Genomic DNA, 22,899 nt, shown 5'->3' with positions numbered 1-22,899 from the left:
ATAATTAAAGTGGACGCCAGAGTATTAAAAATAGCGGCAATGGCCTGCTCATACAACCGGTTAGAAAAAACCAAAGCTTTTTTAAAAAGTCTGACCAATCAATACGTACCTCAAGGGTATCAGCTTGATATTTATATGCTTGATGATCAGTCGCCCGATGGAACAGCAAATTATATCCGTGAGCATTTTCCGTCGGTAAATTTAATAACAGGTTCAGGTTCATTGTTTTGGGCCGGTGGTATGCGTAGGCTTTGGCAGCAGGTAAGAGAAACAGCTGATTATGACTTTTATATTTTATTAAATGATGATGTTAAGCTGTTTGATAACGCGATTGAGAAACTCCTGGCAGCCTACCCTAAATCAGCAGAAAAAGAAAATGTGCTCGTGGGTACCGTCCAGAACCCGGACCTTACCCGGATCACTTATGGCGGCCGCAAATTGCTGAATAGCTATAATGGTGATGCGGTAATGATCGAACCGGATGCTAACGATTTAAAAGAGTGTGATCTTGGCAATGCCAATATCATGCTGATTGATCAGGGCACTGTCAATAAAATCGGGATATTGTCAGACCGGTACATCCACAGCTTTGCCGATTTTGATTATACTTTAAATGCAAAAAAACACGGTGCTAAAGTTTGGGTTGCACCCGGTTATTATGGTTCATGCGATTATGATCATGGCAAACCCTGGTTGTCATCGGCGCATTCGCTAAAAAAGCGCATTGCTTATATGCGCAGCCCAAAGGGTATCGAATCCAGAAGCTATTTACGCTATATCAGGAAATTTTTCCCGTTAAATTATCCGGCGGCCGTTTTAAAATTGTGGCTAAAAACCCTACTGCCGGTAATTTATGACAAGTATAAAAAAGACTAAAATGAAGGTAGTAATAGTACATAATGATTTGCGTGTTTACTGGAAGGGGCGTATAAAATATCTGCGTCAATTTTTGGCAGATCATCATATTACCTTATATGCTATTGAGCTTTTTGGACAAGGATCGCCTTATGCATTTGATCCGCTTGATACCGATAATTGCTTATTCCCCGGTCATAGTTATAATGAACTGACAAAAGCCGAAATAAAAAATAAATTATTTGCCAAACTGGATGAGATAAACCCCGATGTTATCATAGGCGGGTCGATCGTGTTTTTCTCAGGTGCCTTAGGGGTAAACTGGTGCAGAAAACATCATAAACATTTTATCATGTTTGATGACGGCAAGCCATCAGACATTAAACGAAACCCATTTGTACAATATATAAAAGATACGATTATCGGCCTGGCTGACGCTTTGTGGCTCCCGTCTGCTGATTACGATGCGGAGTATACCGGTGTGTTTGAGAAGCCGTGGTTCTTTCACGGGTATAATACCATCGACAATGAGCTGTTTAAAACCAACCGTAAAAAAGAATTTAACCATAACGTAATTATATGTGTTGCCAGGTTGGTTGCAATAAAAAATATAGACAACCTGTTAAGGGCATGGCAGCATGTTGAACAGCAGAACGATACCTATAAATTACAGATCGTGGGTTCGGGCCCTGAACAAGACAGCCTAATGCAATTACAGGCAGATCTTCAGCTAAAGCGGGTTGAATTTTTAGGCGTAGTTGCCAATAAAGATATACCGGCTTATCTGTTCAATGCCGACGCTTTTATTTTGGCAAGTTTTGCCGAAAGCTGGGGGCTGGTGGTCAATGAGGCTATGGCGGCGGCATTGCCGGTGCTGCTTAGTAAAAAAATTAACGCTGCCAATGCACTTTTGCAGGAGGGCGGCAACGGTTTTGTTTTTGATCCGTATGATGTTAACGAAATAGCCGGGAAGATCTTAAAATTTATCATGCTGGATGAGGCATCAAAAAAAGCAATGTCCGACAGGTCATTACAGTTAATCAATACTATGGACTATAAAAACATGGGCAATGCTTTACTGACTATTTTAAACGAAATGGCGGCGTTAAAACCTAAAAGGGTCACTTTTACAGGTAAGCTTTTCATGAGTTTATGGTACGGGGGCTATAATACCGCGGGTTGGAATAAATAATTTCTTTTATATTATTTAATTATTGTGTAACTTAAATATACCTCATAGCCGTATAATGACTGTACCCACAATTGATTTAAATGAAAAGTCACCGGCTTGTGCTTCTTGCTTGTTTACTGCTGTTTTGTTCCTGTAAAAAGGATGCTTTGGTTACCGTTCCACGGCAGGCCCAACAAGTGAATGCACTTCAAACAGCTGGCAAGACGGCTACAGTTGGACCTTTGCTGGATACACTTGCACCGGCAAACGCGGTAAGCGTAAAAAAATACAGCGCAGCCGGCGACGGCACCCACGACGATACGAATGCTTTACAAGCTGCTATAAATTCAGAAACGGTTTTAGTTTTACCTGCCGGGACTTACATCATTAATAATACGCTAAGCATGCGCAGCGGTATAAAAATATACGGAGCGGGTGGGGCGGTGATTAAAGCCGGCAATAGTTTAAAAGGCACATTATTAAGCCGGGGTATGTATTTTAATATTGAAAATGCTGATAATAGCCTCATCACCAACATCAAATTCCAGAAATCAACCCAGCCATTTAAATTAGGCGACTGGTCTAATACCTGTATACTCATCTTTAATAGCCGTAACAATACCGTTAGCTATAATAATTTTGATTTCAATTTGCCCTATGCCGTATCCGGGTTGGCGGCTGTTTGGGTAAGTGGCAGTTTATCCTCAAATAATATTATTAAAAGCAATAAAATGCAATCTGTTGGCATTGAGTACGCTGAAAATGGCGCTAACACAACCCTGGCAGATGGAAATTACATAAGCCATGCGCCGGGCGATGGATTAAGTGCCCATGGTAATTCTGATACCTATTGCTCGAAAAACGTAGTAATCAATAATGTGGTTGAAAACTCCGGTTTAATGGGAATTGAAGACTGGGGAAAAGTAGACGGAACGCTAATCAGCAATAACACGATAACAGGGGTAGGTAAAGACCCTTCACAAGGAAATAGTATCGGTATATCAGCTGTAGGTATTAACAGCAGGGTTGTACACAACATTATCAGTGATGCGATTGGATATTATATAGAATCCGGCGGGGACAATACGATAGACAGCAATGTGATTAACGACAGTCAGTTTAAAGCTATCGGGATCATCGGAAATTTTACCGCTGATAATGCAATCAAACAATCGTTATATACCATCAATAAAATGAAGATAACCGGTAACATTATAACCGGTTGTACCAGCAGTATTGTCATTTACGGTAATTATAACCCTTATGCAGACATAACCGGTAATACCATGACTAATCCCGCAGTTATCGGCATCAATGTGGATACTTCGTCACCAACCTACGTTATGAACATTGCTGATAACAAAATATCATTTACGGTACCTAACCAACAAATAAGAAAAGGCTTTGAATCGCATAACAGCTTTAGTCATTCTGACGGTCAGCACATCAACTTAAATAATAACAGTATATCTTATGCGGGTACGGCAACCGGCGGGCCCGGCCTGGAATACGGTTTTGAGATAGGCACAGACAATGTTGTTGTCAATGGAAATTATTTCTATTGCAACAATATCAAAGGGGCTAAATTACCTGTAGTTGCCATAACCGGTAATACTGATCCGGCGTATAATTTAACCGTAACCAACAACCTGGTTTACGGCGGAACGGTTAACTTTAACGACTTCACTATAAAAGCCAGATCGGGCAATAACTTCGATTAAATAATGTTAATTTGCCGGTGATAAGAATAACGCTTACATCAGTGTAATTTTCATTGTTAACCGGCATGGGGATACCTTCTCAAATTATTGTAAACGCAGACGATATCGGCTTAAAGACCTCGGTGAACCAGGCTATTTTATATTGCTATGAACAAGGGTATATCAACAGCACATCGTTATTGACCAATATGGATGGTTTTGACGAAGCCATCGATCTGATTCATAACAACCCCGTTATAAAAAACATTGGTGTACATGTTAACTTTTCCGAAGGCAGACCGTTAACAGATTTCAGTAAATCTCAGTTTCTGGACGATGACGGTTATTGGGACCCGGGTAAAACGGGAAAATTAATTCAGTTTTTAAATCACGACGGTAAAGCGTTATTTCTAAAAGAGATCAATGCGCAAATAGACCGGGCTATATCGTCAGCTCTCGACATTGTTCATCTCGACTCTCATCTGCACCTGCATACGCTGCCCGCTTTTTATAAGCTTTTTATAGAGGTAGCCCGGCAGCGAAAGTTAAAATTACGCCTGGCGCAAACCTATAACGAAAACAGTTATCTCAAGTTTTACTACAGAAAATATATTAACCGTGAAATTAAGGCCGCCGGTATAAACTATACAGCGTTGTTTGAAACCGTTGACGAATTTTTGAATAATAAAGGCACCAGCCAAATTGACAAGGCAGTTGAGATAATGGTTCATCCGGATTTTGATGGGCAGGGCAAACTGTTTGATCACGTTGATACAACCGCAATTAACAACTGGATTTCCTACCTGGGCGAAACAGTTAAAATTGCCGGATAATACGGCAAGCAATTCCACACTTTGAGTAATCTTTTTTCCCTGAAATTCCCCAAAAAGCGCTGTTTGGCGTAAAATAAATTTTAAAATCTTCATTTTAAGTATAGCTGGCTGCTTTTAATAATTGGGTGTGGTATTTGCCTGTTATAGTTCAGCAATAATAACCTGCACAATGACCCCTTTTGCTTTAACAGATATTTTTAATCATTCTACGGTGGAAGTGTTAGACTATTCTATTTTTAACAGCAGCCTTAGTCAGTTAAAATTTGATACCAAGTGCCTCATCAGCACAGTTAACCAGTACTCATACATGGTAGCTGAAAAGGATGAAGATTTTAAAAAAGCCCTGATAGGGTCTGATATCTTGTTGCCGGACGGTATCGGCATAGTGGCCGCTGCAAAAATGCTTAACGGCGAAACTGTAAAAAAAATAGCTGGCGCAGACATACATCAACATTTACTTCAAAAACTAAACCTGGAAGGTGGAAGCTGTTTTTATCTGGGTGCAACGGAAATAACGTTAGCCGCCATTAGAAAGCGCATGGCTAAAGAATATCCACAGGTTAAGGTGGCAACATTTTCGCCGGCATACAAGGCTGAGTTTAACGCTGCAGAAGATGCAGAAATGATTGCCGCGGTAAATCAGTTTAATCCTGATGTTTTGTTTATTGGGATGACTGCGCCAAAACAGGAGAAATGGGCATTCAAATACAAGAATAAGCTGGACGCAACCATTATTTGCCCCATAGGCGCTGTTTTTGATTTTTATGCCGAAACAATAACACGTCCTTCCGAATTTTGGATTAACCTTGGGCTTGAATGGGCGGTAAGGTTAGTAAAAGAGCCAAAACGCATGGCAAAAAGATATTTATACTACGGGCCCGCTTTTGTTTATGAGTTGTTTAAAGCTAAAATAACACACCCGTTTGTTAAAAACAGCGTTGATCAACGACATATCATCGCCTGATAATTACGATATATAATGATTAACGCTTTAAGATTTCTTAAGGCGTATTTTGTTTCCTTTTTTTCCTGCCATAGGGATATAATGCTATCTGATAAATACTTATAAAACAAAGCGCATACGCAGATGTTGCTTAATAAGTACTATAGATTATCCGATATGAAATATTTAAGTATATGCGCCATGGTCGGTTTAGTATTGTTTAGCTGTAAGTCTAACAATACTGTTAAACCCGATACCATACCTGTAGCATTAGGAACTTACACTATCAAGCCGGCGTTTATAAATCTTCCGGCAATTGTAAACCCGGTTGAATTAACAAGCCCTGATGACGGCAGTAACAGGATATTTGTCGTTTCACAAAAAGGACAGATACAGCTATTTTCAAATACAGCTGGCGTAAGCACCAAAACCATTTTCCTGGATATATCTGGTAAGATAAACAGTGGGGGTGAGATGGGTTTATTGGGATTAGCTTTTAAGCCGGATTATAAGAACAATGGTTATTTCTATGTGAATTATAATCGCAAAAACCCGGGCTTGGAAACTGTTATAGCGCGTTATAAGGTGAGCGCAACCGACCCTGATATAGCCGATCCTAACAGTGAAGAAATCTTGCTTACCTATACACAACCCTACGAAAATCACAAAGGCGGTAAACTGGCGTTTGGTAACGACAAGTATCTTTACATAGCGGCGGGCGATGGCGGGAGTGCAGGCGATCCATCTAAAAACGGGCAAAATAAAAAACAACTATTGGGCAAAATTTTGCGAATAGACGTAAACAATGTTGGCTCAAATACAAAATATGCCATACCTGCGGATAATCCGTTTAAAGGAAATGCGGATGGTTTCCGTGAAGAAATATATGCATATGGCATGCGTAATCCCTGGCGGTTTAGTTTTGACCATACAACCGGCTTGCTGTGGGCGGGCGATGTGGGCCAGGATAAAATTGAAGAGATTGATATTATTGAAAAGGGCGGCAATTACGGTTGGAACATTATGGAAGGTGATGAATGTTATAATTCAGTCACCTGTGACAAAACAGGATTGCAATCGCCTATATGGAGTTATATGCATGGTTCGCCAGGTGCCAGTGTTACCGGTGGCTATGTTTGCCGCGACAAGAACTTACCGGGCTTAGCCGGCAGGTATATTTATGGCGATTATGTGTCGGGCAATATCTGGGCGCTGACCAACGCAGATAAGAAAGCAGTGAGTAACGACCTGATCGGTAAAGTGAGCGCCAATACACTATCCTCTTTCGGAGAGGATAATAACAGCAATTTATATATACTAAACTATACTGACGGGAAAATATATAAACTCGTCCCAGCGCAATAAGTTTATATTTATCCAGCCCGCCGCGGCCGATTATAGGATTGTGCAAAAGCACCGGTACAAAGTGTCAGGCCGGCTAAAGATATAGCGATTTTAAGCCGGTTCATTACTTAGATCAGGCTGACCACATCCACTACTGCAAATAGTGACAAGCCTTTAAGCAATAATACTTTTTTTGAATTGTATCCGCGGCTTTCATAACTACGGTGTTCTTCAACTAACGAGCAAAAATGAGACAGATCTGACTCCACGCGCCAGTCAGAAGGAACCGCTATCATTAACTCGCCAAACGCCTGCGAAATATCAAGCGTAACGATGCCATTGATATCTGCATAAGTAAAATCCAGATGCATACTTCCAAACACGTTTTTAACTTGTCCGCCTTTAAAGTCTTTTGAAAGGACAGTTCTTTTCAGTGAACCGAAAATGGTTGACAAATCAATAAAATTTTCGGTGTTACTGCTGATGTTTCCTGATAAAATTTCCATTGCTTAATGTTTTATTATCTAAAACTAAATAACGCCATCAAACAGGAAAAGACAAACCCCGCCGAATATAATAACTTGTCGGTAAATACCTGTATTAAGTCGGTGAAGTTTCAACTGATAGCATCATTGAATATCAGGGCATCATAACCCGGATTAACATACCCGGATACATTCTAACCCCAGTAAACTGCCCAGCTTTTGGATTTTTGATGCGATATGCCCATTGCCTATCGCGCAATGATGCGCGGGCCCGTGCGAGTTCCAGGCTTCAACAAACCCGCGTGCCCCGATAGGGAATTTATACCGGCTGTTGGTATTTCCAATCTCCAGTATCGGGCCCGGAACTGATTTGGCTTCAGCCATCAGCAACATTATTTTATTGTCAACAGTCTCAACAACCGATAGCAAGGTTACCGGCCCGTGTTTTACCGACATCTCGACAGATAAACCGCTGCCAACCTTACCATGGTAAACCTGTAGTGGCTTTACTTTAATCTTTCCTTCAGCTATTGCCGGATGGCAGGGCCCGTCATGACCCATAAGTACCACATCAGCATTAAAATCCATTGCGTAATATTCTGTAAATGATCCGCCGGCCCCAAAACTGTCCATGATCTTCATAGCCTGTGCGTTTTTAATTTCATATTCGCCGGCTACCGGCACATGATGCGCGGTAAGCAGCGAAGTGCCCAATATTACTGAGCTCATGGTATCCTCATTAACAGCATTACCGCTTCCTTTATGGTAATAAGCTAATGAACCCAGATTATATTTAACAACTAATTTATCTAAAGCTACCGCAGTTTTAGCTGCTCGTTCAAGTTCATCGTCAGCGCAATCAGGCTGAACGTCAAATAATTGTTTGATAGCCGCCAGTTTGGTATTTACTTCAACTGCTGACACTTCGCCGCGGATGCCGGAAAGCTCGTCTACTTCAATTATTTCAATATGGCCGCCAAATGTGGCGCATTGTAAAGTCAGGTCTGAATAGATATCTAACATCCCACCATAATAGTTACCCATTACACCCAGCGTGTTGTTATACATGGTATCAGCAACTTTTGCGGCCGCTACCCATTCTTCAACCTCCTGCCAAACCTGTGGGTCATTATCCAGCATCCCGGTGATCTGGTGGAAGGGAATATGGGAGCGCTTAAAAACGTTGGCGATCTCGGGCACAGGACAGGCCGAGCAATAGGCAAGCCATTCGCCCGTCATGGCAGTGCGGTTGCCTGATTGATTAAAGGTCGTATAGTCAATTGCCGCTCCGGGGGCAAGGTTGAGCACGATAACCGGCACCTTAGCTTTTTTTACCACCGGTAAAACCGTCGACGACAAGGCGTAGGTGGTCACATATAAAAATATCAGCTCAACATCTTCACGTTTAAACCGGCTCCCGGCTTCAAAAGCTTTTTGGGCGTTATCAATTAATCCCAGGTTGACAACTTCGGCCCCGCAATTACTTATTTTTTTACTTACTGTGTCGATATAGCCGCGCAACCGGTTCTCCAGTCCTTCAAATTGTTCCCAATAGGTATCCAGGCCAATGCCGAAAAGACCGATTTTAACAGGTGTATTAGTGTTTCTTGCCGTTATCATGTATGCTGTATATGTTATTGATGATTTTTTTGAATAGTAACAGGCCCCAGTAACCCCGATTGATACAAAGGCGAATTTTGATTATAAAACTGATGCGACGCAAACGTATAGCGTTTGCCGGGTCTTGGTAAACCTTTGGTCAGCCACTCTGGCCACCTGTCATTAACAACGCCGTCGTCCGGTAATTTAGCGTCGCCTATAAGGCGGTTCGGCCAAAGATTGATCACTTCAATTTCTAATTTATTTTGTTTTTTTAACACAGCCGGGGGGAGTTCGACCCGCCAGGGCGCCGTCCATACTACACCCAGATCTTTACCATTTAGTTTTACCCGCGCCAGATTTTTGACCTCGCCTAAATCAAGAAATAGTTTATCTCCCTGGCCGATAGCTTTATGAGGCAGGTCGAAAGTTTTTGAATAGGTAGCCGCGCCTGAATAATATTTAATGCCATCCTCCGGCCTTAGGGTCCAATCTGACAATTCGTTAAAAACAATATTTTTGGGGCCGCCCCATTTCGGATCAAAGGAAACTTCCCAGTGGCCGCTTAAGTCGGCTATTTTAATCGGTTGAGAAAAATTTTTGTTTTTTACCGACGTGCCTGTCGTGGCTGCACCCTTGTCAAATATCACAAAATAACTTTGATAGGCAGCTAATTGTACCGGCAGGGTAGTATAAGCTCCCTGTTTTTTAAATTCGTTTAAGGCGCGTATTTGCCCGGTTAAGGGGTCCCATAATTGAGGCGTGCCTTTATTGACGCGGAATGAAACATCGGTGCTGACCGACTGCCCGGTTTTGTTGGCTATAAAGTAAACATCCCAGTTTTTAGCTGCGCGATGGGTATAACGAACCGGTCCGTCCGATTCAAAATCCTGGCCTATGCCCATCTCCTTTAAAATGTTTGCGGTAAGGGCATATTTAGGATAAAGGTTATCCAGGCCTGTTTCAAGCGCTCCGCCCCAGATCACTTTGCCTTTTCCGTAAACGTGGGTAGATTGTTTGAAAGCATAGGGATCATCACCCCAAACCTCTTTAACCAGGGTAGCTAATTCAGTATCGCAGGCCGGATAATTAGAAAGCCCCGGTGACTTTACAGGAGCAGAACCAACAACGGTTGCGCCGGCTTTTACCAGTTGGGCTATTTTTGCCATTAACGCGGGTGTCATGGTTTTAACAACGGGTAGCACCAGCAGGTGATAGCTCGCGCCGCCGGGGAAAACAATATTGCCGTTACTAACACGGGCTTTGTATAACAAACCCGGCGGGCATCCGTCAAAATTATAGCCTTTTCTGTCGGGAATTGTGTCATTGCCAACCAGGGCAGAAAACGGTGGGCGAAACACGTGCGGCGATCCTTCAGGATTTAGATATAAAACATCAGCGACGGTATTACCTTGTTGCAAAATGTAGCTGCAGCGGGTGATGTATTGATGATAACTACCCACCATTGGCCACCAGGTTTGATTACGATCCCAGTGAACGCCATAGGGGCCCATTGTGGCTCCCGGCCGCAAAGAATCCGGCAAAAACTGGTTTTGAAAAGTGTGATAAACAAACCTGTTAACGCCTGCGGCAAATGCCCAGTCGCCCTGATTCTTCATTGATCCGGGATATTGTTTCCAGCCTTCATCGTTTTGGGCCGTAAATGCTTCGGCAGGGGTAAGTGATCTGCCGTTTACATGTGCAATTGAAGTGGCCTCAACGACGCTGAATGACGAATTAAATCCAAATCCTTTACTCCAAAATTCACTCATCGGCACATCGGCAACCGCGCCCAGCTCCAAATCGGCAGTTGGGTTCATATCATAGGGCTCTATCGATAAGCCCATTCCGTTTTTATGCGCATATTTTTTTACCGCATCCGCGTGATATTCCAATATCAGCTCCTGCGATGTTTGGCGCAGGTCCCAGAGGAAACGCTCGCTTATTTCTGTGCTTTCAACTATCTGGCCCGCATAAACCGGGTAATAAGGCAGCGGGTCATAACCGCGCCGGCTAATAAACGCTGCGCGGAAATTCGAGGTCCAGTTTTGCGACCCCATTTCCCAGCTATCCATATGCAGGCGCTTTAAACCACCAGCTGACTTATTGTTGGTCGTACCTGCTTTGTGTAACAACTTACCAACGTAATTATCCAGGTGGGCAGCCAGCGCCACAGTGTCAAACTTGTCCGCTTCAAAGCCCAATCCGGGTACAGGTGCCGGCCGGGTTACGGCGCCATTGTTTCTGCGCCCAAACCGCATTATTATCCAGTTACCGGGTGGCGGCGCCCAATTTAAGGTTCCATCGGGCTGCAGGTATCGGGTAAGATCAATGATCTTGCTCTTGTCGATAACGGATTGTTTATCATTAACCGGATAATCAGCAACCGAAGGCAGGTATTGTTTAACCCCCGCCGCAGATGAATAGGGAGCCCGGTAATACAACGCTTTTTCATCAATATCTATAATTTTTCTGGCTGCTAAAGGTGTTGGATAGGCCAATACGGCTACATCCTCATAAAAATTATTCCATTGTTTTTTTAACACGGGTGTAAACGCACCTTCACCAAAGTAGGGGCTTTTAGGTGCCGGAACGGGTAATGTGATCTTGCCTTTTTGTCCGTCTTTAATACTGATTGAGCTTGATACCAGGTGCTGCATAGACTGCGCTGGTTTTACCCATGGGCCGCCACTTCCTGTCCAACCCGGGCCAATACCCAGGGTTATTTCTATGCCCAAACGTTCGCTTTCACGTACGGCGTGTTTAAAAAGATCCAGCCATTGCGGGCTTAAAAAGTCAACCGGCCCACGGGGGACGCCGACATTTACCTCCAGGAAAACCAGGTTACCTATGCCAGCTTTTTTCATCGCTTCCAAATCTGCGGTTATGGATTGCCTGTTCATGTTGCCGTCCATAAAATACCAGTAAACGCCGGGCTTTGCGGTATTCGGCGGGTTTAAAAATCCGGCTTTTAATGTGGCAGTTGTGGGATTAGTGATTTGCTGACCATAGCAAAAAATACAATTAACAATTAAGGCGACGGTTAAAAATAAATTTTTATTCATAGTGGTTTGGGTCGTTAAAAAATGCCACGCAAAGCTTTTTGGTAAGGCTAATATAGCATGTTAATTAATAATTGATCACCCCTGTAACATTATAATCATAATCAAGTCTACTATTATAGTTTATGACGGAGCTGAAAAAGGCGATTTACGTAATTGCACTGATCTTATTATCGCGGGATGTTTATAGCCAATCTATGCCGGCAGGCGGAGGTGCTTTCTCGCTTATAATTTTAAACGAAAAATCGCAGCCTGCGGAGGGCGCTGAAGTTAAACAGTTAAAGGATAACCAGCCGGTAAAAACTGCTGTCGCAAATGCCAGAGGGGTTGCCCGGTTTGAAGGATTAGCTATCGGCACCTACACTTTTGTGGTTAATTATACCGGCTATAAAGAGCAAATTACACGAACCTATAATTTTACCGGAAATACTTTTGCCGATACTATCCGGCTTCAACCACTTAATACAAATTTACAGCAGGTAACGGTGGTGGCTACTGTGCCACCTATTGAAAATAAACAAGGTAAAACAATATTAAATATAGGTTCCTCTGTAACTAACGCGGGGTCTACCGTATTGGAAGTGCTGGAAAAGTCACCGGGGATTACGGTTGACCGGAACGGCGGTATCGCAATGAAGGGTAAGGCCGGGGTGTTGGTATTGATTGATAATAAACCCACTTATCTTTCGGGAGCTGATCTTAATAATTTATTGAGCAGCATGAGTTCGTCAAATGTCCAGCAGATAGAATTGATTGCCAATCCTACTGCTAAATATGATGCCAGCGGGAATGCGGGTATCATCAATATCAAAACAAAAAAAAACAAACAGCAGGGCTTTAATGGCTCGTTCAATATTACCGGTGGCGTAGGCGTTTACCCCAAAAACAACGAAAGCGTGGTTTTAAATTATCGTACCGGCAAAGTGAACCTATTTTTTAATTATAACGCCACTTTATTAAAATACCTGACGAACCTTTACGCACTTAGAAAATATTACGACATTAATAACAACCTGACCGCGCAACTTGATCAGCCCGGTGGATTTAGGGGGACGTTATTTAATAATATTATTAAAACCGGACTGGACTACTCAGTCAATTCAAATACCACCCTTGGTTTCGCAATCGGGGGCATTGCGGTTAGCAGGGTTGGCGGCAATGTTGGTACGGCTACCTGGTTAAATCCGGCGGGTATGGCTGATTCAGCCATTTACACTACTAACAAAACTAATAATCAACTCAGAAACGGGTCGGTTAATTTTAATGCCAGGCACACAATTTCATCATCACAGGACCTGACGGCTGATTTTGACTGGCTGCATTATACCACACAAAGCGACCAGGACTATGACAATAAGCTGCTCACTGCAGGGGGGTATGATGAACAATCGCGCGGCAATATTCCATCTACCATAAATATCGGTTCAGGCAAGATAGATTATAGCTGGAAGATGGGGAAGGACCTGAGCTTTCAATCGGGATGGAAATCATCGTTTAGCAAAACAGATAATGCAGCATCCTATCAAAACCTGGCGGGTACCCAGTGGGTAGATGATAACAGCCGAAACAACCGTTTTTTATACAAAGAGAATATCCACGCTTTATACGGTACGCTTGAGAATAAATATAAAAAGATAAGCTACCAGGCAGGCATCCGGTATGAATATACCAGCTATAATGCCCATCAATATGGTAACGCAACGCAAAAGGATTCGGCATTCAGAAAAAATTATGGAGGATTTTTCCCCAGCGGGTATATTACCTACCAGCCTGATACCGCGAATGGTTTCACACTAACAGTAGGGCGGCGTGTTGACAGGCCGGCATTTCAGTTATTGAACCCGTTCCTTTCCATTGTAAATAAATATACTTATATCACCGGCAACCCGTTAATTTTACCGCAGTACACCTGGAATTTTGAGCTGGGTCATCAATATAAAAATTGGTTAACAACCACTGTGTCTTATAGCACCATTAAAAATTATTTCTCGCAGATATTTCTTAACGGCGCTACCAAAGATATCATTTTGTATACCCAGGGCAATGTTGGACATACGGGCAATTTCGGGTTATCAACAACTGTAGTCCTGGCACCGCTTACGTGGTGGTCGTTCACCGCTAATATTGTTTATAATCATAAGCAATTAAAAGGATTTAACGGCAATACTTATACTACAGCTATAGATCAGTTTAATTTTAACCTCAACAACCAATTTACAATCGCGAAGAACTATACTGCTGAGGTATCCGGCTTCTATACTACAAAGGCCCGCAATGATGTGCAGGAACTGCTATATCCTACCGGGCAGTTATCGGCAGGAATATCAAGGCCAATACTGAATAAAAAGGGCACGTTGAAATTAATAGCGCGCGATATCCTATATACCAACGCTATGGAAGGGCTAACCCAGTTCCCAAACTCAACCGAATATTTCAAGTTAACGCGCGATAGCCGGGTTATCCTGTTATCATTCACCTACCGTTTTGGCAAAGCCTATAAAACAGTTAAACATGCAAGTGGTGTCAGTGATGAAATGCAACGGGTTGGGAATGGTTAAAAAACCGGCACAAATTAAGCGTTGCCTAAATATTCACAACGGTTTTTGGTCTTCTGTTCATGCTAAAGAGGGCCAACATTATAACGCCCGATAATAAAATAAAAACCAGGTAGCTATAACTCAGGTTACGTTCGTCTTTAGCCGGTATCACCGATACCACAATATAAGTTAATAAGGATAGGATAACATAAACCATACCACCCGTTAAACCACCTGACATAGCCGCATTTTTAGGGAAGCGGCCAAGGCAATAAGTAAAGTAATTATTGTAGGTAAAACCGGCACCGACATGGATTATAAACGCAAAGAAAACCATTGTATAAATATTGGTTACAAAGTTAAGGCTGATGATCATCAGCGTTACAAAAACAGCCTGCAGGATAATATTTACAAACAGCTTGCTAAAAAACGGCCGGCTGATTAAAGCTTTACCGATAAACCCGCCAACCATCCAGGCAATACCCAAAATTAAAGAGCAATAACCTGCAACCACCGGGGTGAATTTAAAATGGTGCTCGACAATGAACGGCCCGGTCATATTATACATGATCACCATTGAATAGGCAAAACTCAACATCAGGATACCTAAGCTAAAGGTGGTCGTCCTGATCATTTCGGTATATAAACCGGCAATACTTTTTAGGTGAAACACGATAGGGTGTTTTAAGGTCTCGCCGCTGTAAATAATTTCCAGGATCGCAATCACAAAAGCTATAGCTGCCAAAAAGTAAAAATTTGACTGCCAGCCCAGCGTGCTTTGGAAGTAGCCGCCAATAAAAGGCGCTACAATTGGCCCGGCAGACCAGATTATGGTGAACATGCTTAAATAGTGTTTAAGCCGTATGCCTTCATAAACATCTACAAAATAGGCCCTTTTTGCCACCACAATCATAGCTACGGTTATGCCATGAATTATCCTCATGGCGTAAATAATATAAATATTATGCGTTACCGCGATAACTATACTGGCAATAATAAATACAACCAGCGCGCACAGGCTAAAACGATAACGGCCATAGCTATCCAGGATGCTCCCCAAAAACAGTTGGGACGTACCGTAACTGATCAGGAACAAAGTGAGTGTAAGCTGTACCTGGATACTGCTGATGTGCATATCGGCGCCCATGCTGGGTAACGACGGGATATAAATATCAGTTGCGAACCCCGAAAGCGGGAGCAAGGCGAAAGCTAAAATTGTTGATATGCGTTGGTTTTTTTCTTTAAGCATTATGAGTTGGCAGATGTATTATAAAAAGCGGACACGGCACATACCGGGTTACTTACCGCGCCAAAGTTACAAATAGCGGTCTTCGTTATTGTGGACGGTAAGTAAAGAAGTGCCTGAAACTGCCATCAAAATTCGGGACAAAAAGTAATTCTTTTTAATTAAAGATTTTTTATCTTGGTGATACTTTTCCTAACCGCATGTCGTCTAAAGAAATTTTTTATTACTGGTTTTATGCAATTTGCTTTGTGGTTTCTGTAGCTACGGGCATAGCCACCGGCTTTACCGGCGACAGCCATATACCGCCTTTACCCTTTGCCATCGAGTTTTTTACGTTGGTAATTGGATTTATTTTTTTTATTAATGACATGAAGCACGCAAAACCCATAAAAGCCCACCAGATTGGTTTAACTGCTAACGGCTCGGTAATGGCATTTGTACTGTTATTGGCTATTATTTAACGGCTGCGCCACCCGCGCATGTTGTGAGCCTGTAAGGCGCATCTTTTCTAAATTACTTTTTTAAGTCGAATATGTATTCAAGGTAACCCGGGGTTATACCGTTGAATAAGGTAGCTTTTTGATGGGTGAAGACGAATGACTTGTCGGTGAGCGAGGTGATTTTGCATTCTACCGGGCTCGAGGGTAAATTTACGTTAATAAGCGTAAAACTGGTATCTGCATGCAAAATATAGTTACCGGCTTCGCCGATACCAGAGTTGGGGTCGGGGGATAAACTTTCCGCCCAGGTATTGTCGCTATTAAACTGAAAATAATAGTAGGATGGTTCGGGATAAACGGCGCCATTGTTAATGGCCTTCCCGGTCGAGTCACGCGGAATAACAGTTACCGAATTAATCGTCCATTTACCGGTTATCTTATTACCCGGTACGGGCAACGTCATAGTTTGGCTTTTTTTGCAGGCTGCAAGTGTAGCAGCAAATAAAATTAAAACAACTAGTCTTTTCATTGCAGCAAAGGTTTTCATATAGCTCTACGATGCTTTCTGCGTAAACGTTGCCTTTGTGTGATGTTTTTTTGACCTGGCGAAGCCATAAAAAACGAATTGCGTTATTGCGGATTTAACTTATTTAGAACGGGTGTTTTCAAACCTGATATGGTGTTTTGCTCCGTTTTGATCAGTTCCAGAATCTCGATATCGTTGGCGCCGGTTTTTAACCATTCGGCCGGGACGTAAATTGTTTGTTGCGGGCCAATATTCCAGTAACGTCCAAGGTTATGGCCATTTATCCAAACAGTTCCTTTTCCCCAGTTGCTCAGATCCAGATACGTATCAGCTGGCTTTTTGATGTCGAAGCCGCCTTTTTTAATCACTGGTTTCCCTGCGCCTGTTTCAATGCCTTTACCATGTAAATTTAGGTTAGTTAGCGGTAAGCCGTAACTATACCAGTTTTTAACTGCTGTATTATCAAACAACACCTTGCCTGTAATGCCTTTTTTGTTTTTTAGCAGGTAAGGGCCAAAATTAATACGTCCCAGGTTTTCAACCAGGATATCAATCCTCACTTTGCCGTTAGGCAAGGTAACTTGCATACTGTCCTGTTTCAATCGTCTGTCTAATATTCCTGTTCGTTTACCGTTGATATAAATAATCCCGTAATCGCGCAACCCGTCTATCTTCAATGTGCCCGTTTTCCCACCTGCTACGGTAGTGCGGTATAGTACAAAACCGTAAGCCTGGTTCAGGTCTTCAAATGTCTGCGGATTGGTATGCAGCCTGACTACAGGCAATTGATCAAACAAACCAAACGTCTGCGTAAAATGAATTGCAGGTATATCCATCGAAGGCTTGGCTGAAGGCACTTCGGGAAGGGCTACGCCGGCCGGCAGATATTTTTCTATCACCGCCCTAAACTTCATGAATTTATCTGTGGCATTACCGGCTTCATCTAAGGGGGCATCATAATCATAGCTGCTTACCTGCGGGGCATAAGCCTCTTTATCATTATAATTGGCGCCATTCATAAATCCGCGGGTGGTACCACCATGAAACATGTACATATTAATGGAGATACCGGCCGCTAAAACTTTATCCAGCCTGGTTAAGTACTGCTCTGCCGGTACGGTGTGGTGCTTTTCGCCCCACCAGTCAAACCAGGCGGGGTACCACTCGGCTATATAATATGGGCCTTTTCCGTCATGATTTTCATTGATCAGCCGTTTTACCCTGGCCACATCATCAACGCCATTTATAGCCGGCAACAAACCGGGCAGGTGGCCGTTTTTAATAGCATCTTCAGGGTCGCAGGTATATAGCTGTCCGTCAAACCCGGCTTCGATAAACATTTTTTGGTTAAGGGCAAGGTATTTTTTATCAGCACCGTATGATCCATATTCATTTTCAATCTGCACCATTAAAATATTACCGCCATGATTTATCTGTAAGGGCGCCAGTTGCTTACCTATCTGCATAATGTATTTATGGTAAGCTTCCAGGTATTTAGATTCAGTGCTGCGCACCTGTAATCCTTCTTCTTTCTCAAGCCAGTAGGGGTAACCACCAAATTCCCACTCGGCGCATACGTACGGGCTGGGGCGAAGTATCACCCATAGGCCTTCCTCCCTGGCTATTTTTACAAATTCGGCAATATCGTTGTTGCCTGTAAAATCATAATGGCCCTTTTGCGGCTCATTGGCGTTCCAGAAAACATAGGTGCCAATGGTATTGAGCCCCATAGCTTTAGCCATCCTCATGCGTTGGCGCCACGCCCCGCGGGGTATGCGGGTATAATGCATCTCGCCCGAAATGATCTGGAAAGGTTTGCCATCCAGCAGAAAAGCGTTGTCGCTTAATGTAAATGTGTGTTTAACAGCCTGTGCCTGCAGTTTTGTGGCAGATGCAGATAGCAACAATAAGAAAGCCAGCATACTACAAAAAGTATTTCCAGGGGATATTTTCATGCGGAGTGGCCCGCCGGTTTATTGCGGGTTATACAAATATAGGTGTATTATGCTATTGGATATTATATGATTTTGTCAATATGATTGGTTGTATTGGCCGCTGGGATAAGGGGGTATGAGATTTATTTTATCAATATAATCCCTAACACAAGCATGACCTTTTGTTCACCTATAACAGTGAAGGAGTTTGTAGTAATAAAGCCGGCTACCTGTCAATTGGTAAAATAGTCCATTATTAGTATCATAACGTCCATTTATTTTCAATATTTTATTTTTAGCTTGCATGATAATGCTGGCACTATTGCCTTGTATTTAAACCTTAAAATTTTAACAATACCAATGAAAAAATATCTGCGCTGCTTTGCGGCAATGCTTTTTATTGTGTCTGATATTAACGCGCAAACAACCATCTCATTAAATGCAAATGATAAAGGACGGGTTTTTGAAGGGATCGGTGCGGTAAGCGCCGGGGCCTCAAGTCGCAACCTGGTTGATTATCCTGAAAAGCAGCGCGCCGAGGTACTTGATTTTTTATTTAAGCCCAAGTTTGGTGCAGGTTTTCAACACCTTAAAGTCGAAATAGGAAGCGGCGAAAATTCAACCTGTGGCAGCGAACCATCACATGCTATTACCCGGGACGAACTACTTGACCCCAAGCCTCGCGGCTATGAGTTTTGGCTGATGGCCGAAGCGCGTAAACGCAATCCAAATATTATATTAGACTGCCTTCCGTGGGGTTACCCCGCCTGGGTAGGTAACCGGTTTTCGCAGCAGTCTGCAGATTGGTTTGTTTCGTTCTTGGAGGTTGCCCGCAAATATTATGGCTTGGATATGAACTGGATAGCCGCCGCTCAAAACGAAAACGGTACTGATTTGAACTGGATAGCCAAATACCTGCGTCCGACATTAGACGCGCATGGTTTCTCAAAAGTAAAACTTCAGGCTCCGGACGATGACAGTGAATATTGGCAGATATTTGATCAGCTTGAAAAGAATCCGGAATACAACCACCTGATTGATGCGGTTGGTTACCACTATGTGGATGGTCGCGAGCCGTGGGAGATCGATCAGAAAGCAGGTCACGCTGCTACAGAGAAAGCCAAACAATCAGGCAAGCCCCTTTGGGCCACCGAGGAATGGAGCCAGTCGGGACAGGAGTGGGGAGGGAAAGGCGCCCTATACCTTGCCCGGTTAATGAATAAACTATACACGCGTGACCGAATTACCAAATACGAGATCTGGTGCCCTGTTGATGGTATTTACAATCAAATTATTTGGGCCAACACCGGCGCAATACAGGCCGACTCGCCGTGGAGCGGTCATTACACGGTATGGCCATCGGTATGGGCGTTGGCTCATACCACCCAATTTGTGCAGCCTGGGTGGGTATATATGGACGCCGCCTGCGGGCAGTTTGATGCCGATACGTGGCGCGGCAGCCATGTGGCAATGCACGATCCGAAAACCGGCGACTGGTCGGTTATCATTGTCACCGGAGAAAAACGAAAAGTAAAGCTTGCTATTGGTAAAGGGCTTAAAAACGGGCCGGTTTATTTGTGGAAATCAACCGAAAAAGAACAATTTATAAGCCAAAAGCCGCTGCGGTTAAATAAGAATACAGTATCGCTGATGCTTGAACCCGATGCTATTTACACTTTAACCAGTACCACCGGACAAACAAAAGGCACATTTGGCACACCGCCGGCAAGTGAATCCTTTCCGTTTCCATATACCGAGAACTTTAACAGTTACACCCCCGGCCAGACACCACGGTATTTTTCGGATCAGAAAGGCACTTTTGAAACCTATCAATACCCGAATGGGGGGATGTGCCTGGCGCAGATAGTACCCGATCAGGGGAGTTTATGATATAACAACTGGTTATTGAAACCACACTCTTTATTTGGTGACGTTGCCTGGCAAAATTATATTATCGAAGCCGATGTTTTATTGGAAGGCGGAGATATTGAGCTGGGCGGGCGCTATGCCGACAGGGATAAACTGGGCTATCGTTTTATCCTTACCCGCGATGGGCGCTGGCAACTAAACTGGCAATACGCCACGCTCGCCTCGGGTCAGATTGAATACTTTAAACCCGCGAACTGGCACCATCTCCGGCTTGAAATGAGCGGCAACCGGCTTACCGGATTCGTGGATGGCAATAAACTGGCAACCCTCACCGATAAATCAGGTGTAAAGGGCATGGCATTCATCGCGAGTACCTACAATCATAACTTATTTGATAATATCAGGGTACACCTCTAACCACTGAATAGCACTCCGGCGGCTATTCGTGGCAGGCGTTAGTTAAAATAAACTTGTCTGCTGGCTATTTAATTGTTTTAATAATGATGGTTTCGGCGGTGCCAGGCTGTATTGCGTTTTACCTTCAAACGGTAACTCAGTATAAGGTTCCCATTTGGCAAAGCTGGCAAATGTTTCGCGTTGCAATACGGTAAGTGTATTTACTGTAAAAGTGGCCTTCCACTCAATAGATTTAAAGTATGGCCATAGTTTATCAAAGTCGGCCACCGGAATATTGCGGCAAATAGTGATATGGGGTACCATGAATTCTTTGATATGCAGGTGCTGCTTCAGTATCTTAAACCATTGATTAGTTTCGGGACTGTTACTGATACGGGCATAGATCGTTTTATATTCATCACCATGGTTAAAATAGTCAAACCCGTCAATATGCAGGGTTACCGGCGGTATCAGGCAAAGCCTTTTTCTAAAAGTCAGGATTCCCGGTTCGGTAAGGAATGTTTTTTGCCGGTGCATCATCCGGATAGATATATGGGCGGTTGAATGCATGCTTTCATAATTACCAATGATACCTGCGGCATAAAATTTATGATTATGCACCACAGCCTTCACCTTATCTGATGGGGAAAGCATCATTAAAAAATCTGTATAACCTTTCATTGACCTGCTATTTACGGGAAACAATAATACTAATATTTTTAGCAATTGTGCAAATTTATTTTAGATTTGCGGTATGGAAACCAAACGCTGCATTGTACATATTGATCTGGATTCCTTTTTCGTATCCGTCGAGCGTAAGTTTAATCCCGGCCTGATCGGTAAGCCGGTATTAATAGGTGGTTCGGCAGACAGGGGCGTGGTAGCTTCATGCAGTTATGAGGCGCGTAAATTCGGGATCCATTCGGCCATGCCCATGAAACAGGCCATGAAACTTTGCCCGCAGGCTATCATTATTCGCGGTAGTCATGGCCGCTACAGCGAAGCCTCAGGAGACGTTACCCGGATCATCCATAACAGCGTGCCGCTTTACCAAAAAACATCGGTAGATGAGTTTTATATCGATATGACGGGCATGGACCGGTTCCATGATTGCTACGGGTTAGCCACCGACCTGCGGGCGCGCATTACCCGCGAAACCGGTTTGCCAATTTCTTTTGGGATGGCATCCTGCAAAACGGTTGCTAAAATGGCTACCAACGCCGCTAAGCCAAACGGACAGTTATTAATTGAGCATGGTAAGGAAAAAGAGTTTATGGCGCCGCTATCCATCCGTAAAATACCTATGCTGGGCGAGAAGACCTGTCAGAAGCTATACCAGTTTGGTATCGAAAAGATTGGCGATCTGCAGCGGGTTGAGTTGAAATTTTTAGAAACAGTATTTGGTAAGCATGGCCGCTACATTTGGGAGCGGGCCAATGGCATTGACGAGAGCGAGTTAATACCACACAGCGACCGTAAATCCATATCCACAGAAAATACCTTTGAAACTAATGTTACCGACCAAAAGACGCTGGAAACTGTGCTGGTGTCTATGACCGAGGAACTGGCTTACAAATTGCGCAAAGAAAATAAAGTAGCTTCATGCCTTGCCATAAAAATACGTTACGCCAACTTCGAGACCCATACTGTACAGGAGAAAATCGCGCTCACCGCTGCCGAACATATCCTGATCCCCGGCGTTAAAAATCTCCTCAAAAAAACATGGAACGGCCACCGGCCCATCAGGCTGATTGGTGTCAGGCTTAGCAATCTTTGCTCCGGCAGTTATCAGATCAATCTTTTTGAGGATAATGAAGAACGCATCAGGCTCTACCAGGCTATGGATAAGATCAATTTTAAGTTTGGTGAAAAGACAGTATGCCGGGCTGCAGGCATGGCTATCGGAACGCGGAACTTTAACCCGTTTTTAAGGGATTAATATAGGAAACATGCCTGGTA

Annotated in this window: 19 protein-coding genes; 12 read left to right on the top strand and 7 right to left on the bottom strand. The window is 43.3% G+C overall.

The genetic code is table 11. The features are described 5' to 3' along the window. The first annotated feature begins 9 nt into the window (after positions 1 to 9). From LJ658_RS14640 to LJ658_RS14615, 6 genes are all read left to right on the top strand, one after another. The gene (locus tag LJ658_RS14640) at positions 10 to 876 is read left to right on the top strand and encodes a glycosyltransferase (RefSeq protein ID WP_230547269.1); all 867 of its coding nucleotides are present in this window, start codon (positions 10 to 12) and stop codon (positions 874 to 876) included. 1 nt (position 877) lies between these two features. Beyond that, positions 878 to 2,047 carry a glycosyltransferase family 4 protein gene (locus LJ658_RS14635; protein WP_230547268.1) on the top strand — a complete coding sequence of 390 codons (1,170 nt, stop codon included), beginning with the start codon at positions 878 to 880 and terminating at the stop codon, positions 2,045 to 2,047. An 80-nt stretch (positions 2,048 to 2,127) separates the two neighbouring features. Next, positions 2,128 to 3,747 (top strand): right-handed parallel beta-helix repeat-containing protein, encoded by a 1,620-nt coding sequence (locus LJ658_RS14630; protein WP_230547267.1) that lies wholly within the window; start codon positions 2,128 to 2,130, stop codon positions 3,745 to 3,747. A 65-nt stretch (positions 3,748 to 3,812) separates the two neighbouring features. After that, positions 3,813 to 4,559, top strand: coding sequence for a ChbG/HpnK family deacetylase (locus LJ658_RS14625; RefSeq protein WP_230547266.1), 747 nt, complete (start codon positions 3,813 to 3,815; stop codon positions 4,557 to 4,559). 169 nt (positions 4,560 to 4,728) lie between these two features. After that, entirely contained in the window at positions 4,729 to 5,523 is a 795-nt protein-coding gene (locus LJ658_RS14620; RefSeq protein WP_230547265.1) for a WecB/TagA/CpsF family glycosyltransferase, read from the top strand. Positions 5,524 to 5,679: 156 nt separating this feature from the next. After that, the gene (locus LJ658_RS14615) at positions 5,680 to 6,867 is read left to right on the top strand and encodes a sorbosone dehydrogenase family protein (protein ID WP_230547264.1); all 1,188 of its coding nucleotides are present in this window, start codon (positions 5,680 to 5,682) and stop codon (positions 6,865 to 6,867) included. Between the two features lie 107 nt (positions 6,868 to 6,974). Here the strand turns inward: LJ658_RS14615 and LJ658_RS14610 are convergent, their stop codons facing one another. Continuing rightward, positions 6,975 to 7,352 carry a LiaF domain-containing protein gene (locus LJ658_RS14610; protein WP_230547263.1) on the bottom strand — a complete coding sequence of 126 codons (378 nt, stop codon included), beginning with the start codon at positions 7,350 to 7,352 and terminating at the stop codon, positions 6,975 to 6,977. Between the two features lie 6 nt (positions 7,353 to 7,358). On the opposite strand from LJ658_RS14610, the gene LJ658_RS14605 reads away from it, so the two are divergent. Continuing rightward, a complete protein-coding gene (locus LJ658_RS14605) occupies positions 7,359 to 7,499 on the top strand; it encodes a hypothetical protein (protein ID WP_230547262.1) in 141 nt (46 codons plus the stop codon). 6 nt (positions 7,500 to 7,505) lie between these two features. Here LJ658_RS14605 and LJ658_RS14600 read toward each other — a convergent pair whose 3' ends face one another. Continuing rightward, positions 7,506 to 8,951 (bottom strand): arabinose isomerase, encoded by a 1,446-nt coding sequence (locus LJ658_RS14600; protein WP_230547261.1) that lies wholly within the window; start codon positions 8,949 to 8,951, stop codon positions 7,506 to 7,508. 14 nt (positions 8,952 to 8,965) lie between these two features. Continuing rightward, the gene (locus tag LJ658_RS14595) at positions 8,966 to 11,995 is read right to left on the bottom strand and encodes a glycosyl hydrolase (RefSeq protein ID WP_230547260.1); all 3,030 of its coding nucleotides are present in this window, start codon (positions 11,993 to 11,995) and stop codon (positions 8,966 to 8,968) included. 122 nt (positions 11,996 to 12,117) lie between these two features. On the opposite strand from LJ658_RS14595, the gene LJ658_RS14590 reads away from it, so the two are divergent. Continuing rightward, positions 12,118 to 14,550 carry an outer membrane beta-barrel family protein gene (locus tag LJ658_RS14590; protein WP_230547259.1) on the top strand — a complete coding sequence of 811 codons (2,433 nt, stop codon included), beginning with the start codon at positions 12,118 to 12,120 and terminating at the stop codon, positions 14,548 to 14,550. Between the two features lie 25 nt (positions 14,551 to 14,575). On the opposite strand, the gene LJ658_RS14585 is transcribed toward LJ658_RS14590, so the two are convergent. Then, complete coding sequence (locus tag LJ658_RS14585) at positions 14,576 to 15,778, bottom strand: MFS transporter (RefSeq protein WP_230547258.1); 1,203 nt, start codon at positions 15,776 to 15,778, stop codon at positions 14,576 to 14,578. A gap of 197 nt (positions 15,779 to 15,975) precedes the next feature. Between LJ658_RS14585 and LJ658_RS14580 the strand changes: the two genes are divergently transcribed. Continuing rightward, positions 15,976 to 16,236, top strand: coding sequence for a hypothetical protein (locus LJ658_RS14580; protein WP_230547257.1), 261 nt, complete (start codon positions 15,976 to 15,978; stop codon positions 16,234 to 16,236). A gap of 52 nt (positions 16,237 to 16,288) precedes the next feature. Here LJ658_RS14580 and LJ658_RS14575 read toward each other — a convergent pair whose 3' ends face one another. Next, complete coding sequence (locus tag LJ658_RS14575; protein WP_230547256.1) at positions 16,289 to 16,744, bottom strand: hypothetical protein; 456 nt, start codon at positions 16,742 to 16,744, stop codon at positions 16,289 to 16,291. Positions 16,745 to 16,845: 101 nt separating this feature from the next. Further along, positions 16,846 to 18,663: a beta-galactosidase family protein gene (locus LJ658_RS14570; RefSeq protein ID WP_230547255.1), complete on the bottom strand. Its 1,818-nt coding sequence runs from the start codon at positions 18,661 to 18,663 to the stop codon at positions 16,846 to 16,848. Positions 18,664 to 19,035: 372 nt separating this feature from the next. Here LJ658_RS14570 and LJ658_RS14565 point away from each other — a divergent pair, with 372 nt between their 5' ends. Both LJ658_RS14565 and LJ658_RS14560 read left to right on the top strand, forming a co-directional pair. Further along, on the top strand, positions 19,036 to 20,565 hold the full coding sequence (locus LJ658_RS14565; protein ID WP_230547254.1) for a hypothetical protein: 1,530 nt from the start codon (positions 19,036 to 19,038) through the stop codon (positions 20,563 to 20,565). A 15-nt stretch (positions 20,566 to 20,580) separates the two neighbouring features. Continuing rightward, complete coding sequence (locus tag LJ658_RS14560; RefSeq protein ID WP_230547253.1) at positions 20,581 to 20,961, top strand: DUF1080 domain-containing protein; 381 nt, start codon at positions 20,581 to 20,583, stop codon at positions 20,959 to 20,961. 42 nt (positions 20,962 to 21,003) lie between these two features. Here LJ658_RS14560 and LJ658_RS14555 read toward each other — a convergent pair whose 3' ends face one another. Further along, positions 21,004 to 21,621, bottom strand: a complete 618-nt coding sequence (locus tag LJ658_RS14555; RefSeq protein ID WP_230547252.1) for a 2'-5' RNA ligase family protein — start codon at positions 21,619 to 21,621, stop codon at positions 21,004 to 21,006. 73 nt (positions 21,622 to 21,694) lie between these two features. On the opposite strand from LJ658_RS14555, the gene dinB reads away from it, so the two are divergent. Then, positions 21,695 to 22,879 (top strand): DNA polymerase IV, encoded by a 1,185-nt coding sequence (dinB, locus tag LJ658_RS14550; protein ID WP_230547251.1) that lies wholly within the window; start codon positions 21,695 to 21,697, stop codon positions 22,877 to 22,879. The last annotated feature ends 20 nt before the right edge of the window (positions 22,880 to 22,899 follow it).

Origin of the sequence: Mucilaginibacter sp. UR6-11, from assembly GCF_020880695.1 — a bacterium.
Lineage (GTDB): Bacteria > Bacteroidota > Bacteroidia > Sphingobacteriales > Sphingobacteriaceae > Mucilaginibacter.
This window is presented reverse-complemented; position numbering and strand designations above follow the sequence as displayed.

Coding starts and splice junctions, on each gene's coding strand:
- LJ658_RS14635 (WP_230547268.1), top strand. CDS start 878: ATGAAGGTAGTAATAGTACATAATGATTTGCGTGTTTACTGGAAGGGG.
- LJ658_RS14630 (WP_230547267.1), top strand. CDS start 2,128: ATGAAAAGTCACCGGCTTGTGCTTCTTGCTTGTTTACTGCTGTTTTGT.
- LJ658_RS14625 (WP_230547266.1), top strand. CDS start 3,813: ATGGGGATACCTTCTCAAATTATTGTAAACGCAGACGATATCGGCTTA.
- LJ658_RS14620 (WP_230547265.1), top strand. CDS start 4,729: ATGACCCCTTTTGCTTTAACAGATATTTTTAATCATTCTACGGTGGAA.
- LJ658_RS14615 (WP_230547264.1), top strand. CDS start 5,680: ATGAAATATTTAAGTATATGCGCCATGGTCGGTTTAGTATTGTTTAGC.
- LJ658_RS14610 (WP_230547263.1), bottom strand. CDS start 7,352: ATGGAAATTTTATCAGGAAACATCAGCAGTAACACCGAAAATTTTATT.
- LJ658_RS14605 (WP_230547262.1), top strand. CDS start 7,359: ATGTTTTATTATCTAAAACTAAATAACGCCATCAAACAGGAAAAGACA.
- LJ658_RS14600 (WP_230547261.1), bottom strand. CDS start 8,951: ATGATAACGGCAAGAAACACTAATACACCTGTTAAAATCGGTCTTTTC.
- LJ658_RS14595 (WP_230547260.1), bottom strand. CDS start 11,995: ATGAATAAAAATTTATTTTTAACCGTCGCCTTAATTGTTAATTGTATT.
- LJ658_RS14590 (WP_230547259.1), top strand. CDS start 12,118: ATGACGGAGCTGAAAAAGGCGATTTACGTAATTGCACTGATCTTATTA.
- LJ658_RS14585 (WP_230547258.1), bottom strand. CDS start 15,778: ATGCTTAAAGAAAAAAACCAACGCATATCAACAATTTTAGCTTTCGCC.
- LJ658_RS14580 (WP_230547257.1), top strand. CDS start 15,976: ATGTCGTCTAAAGAAATTTTTTATTACTGGTTTTATGCAATTTGCTTT.
- LJ658_RS14575 (WP_230547256.1), bottom strand. CDS start 16,744: ATGAAAAGACTAGTTGTTTTAATTTTATTTGCTGCTACACTTGCAGCC.
- LJ658_RS14570 (WP_230547255.1), bottom strand. CDS start 18,663: ATGCTGGCTTTCTTATTGTTGCTATCTGCATCTGCCACAAAACTGCAG.
- LJ658_RS14565 (WP_230547254.1), top strand. CDS start 19,036: ATGAAAAAATATCTGCGCTGCTTTGCGGCAATGCTTTTTATTGTGTCT.
- LJ658_RS14555 (WP_230547252.1), bottom strand. CDS start 21,621: ATGAAAGGTTATACAGATTTTTTAATGATGCTTTCCCCATCAGATAAG.
- dinB (WP_230547251.1), top strand. CDS start 21,695: ATGGAAACCAAACGCTGCATTGTACATATTGATCTGGATTCCTTTTTC.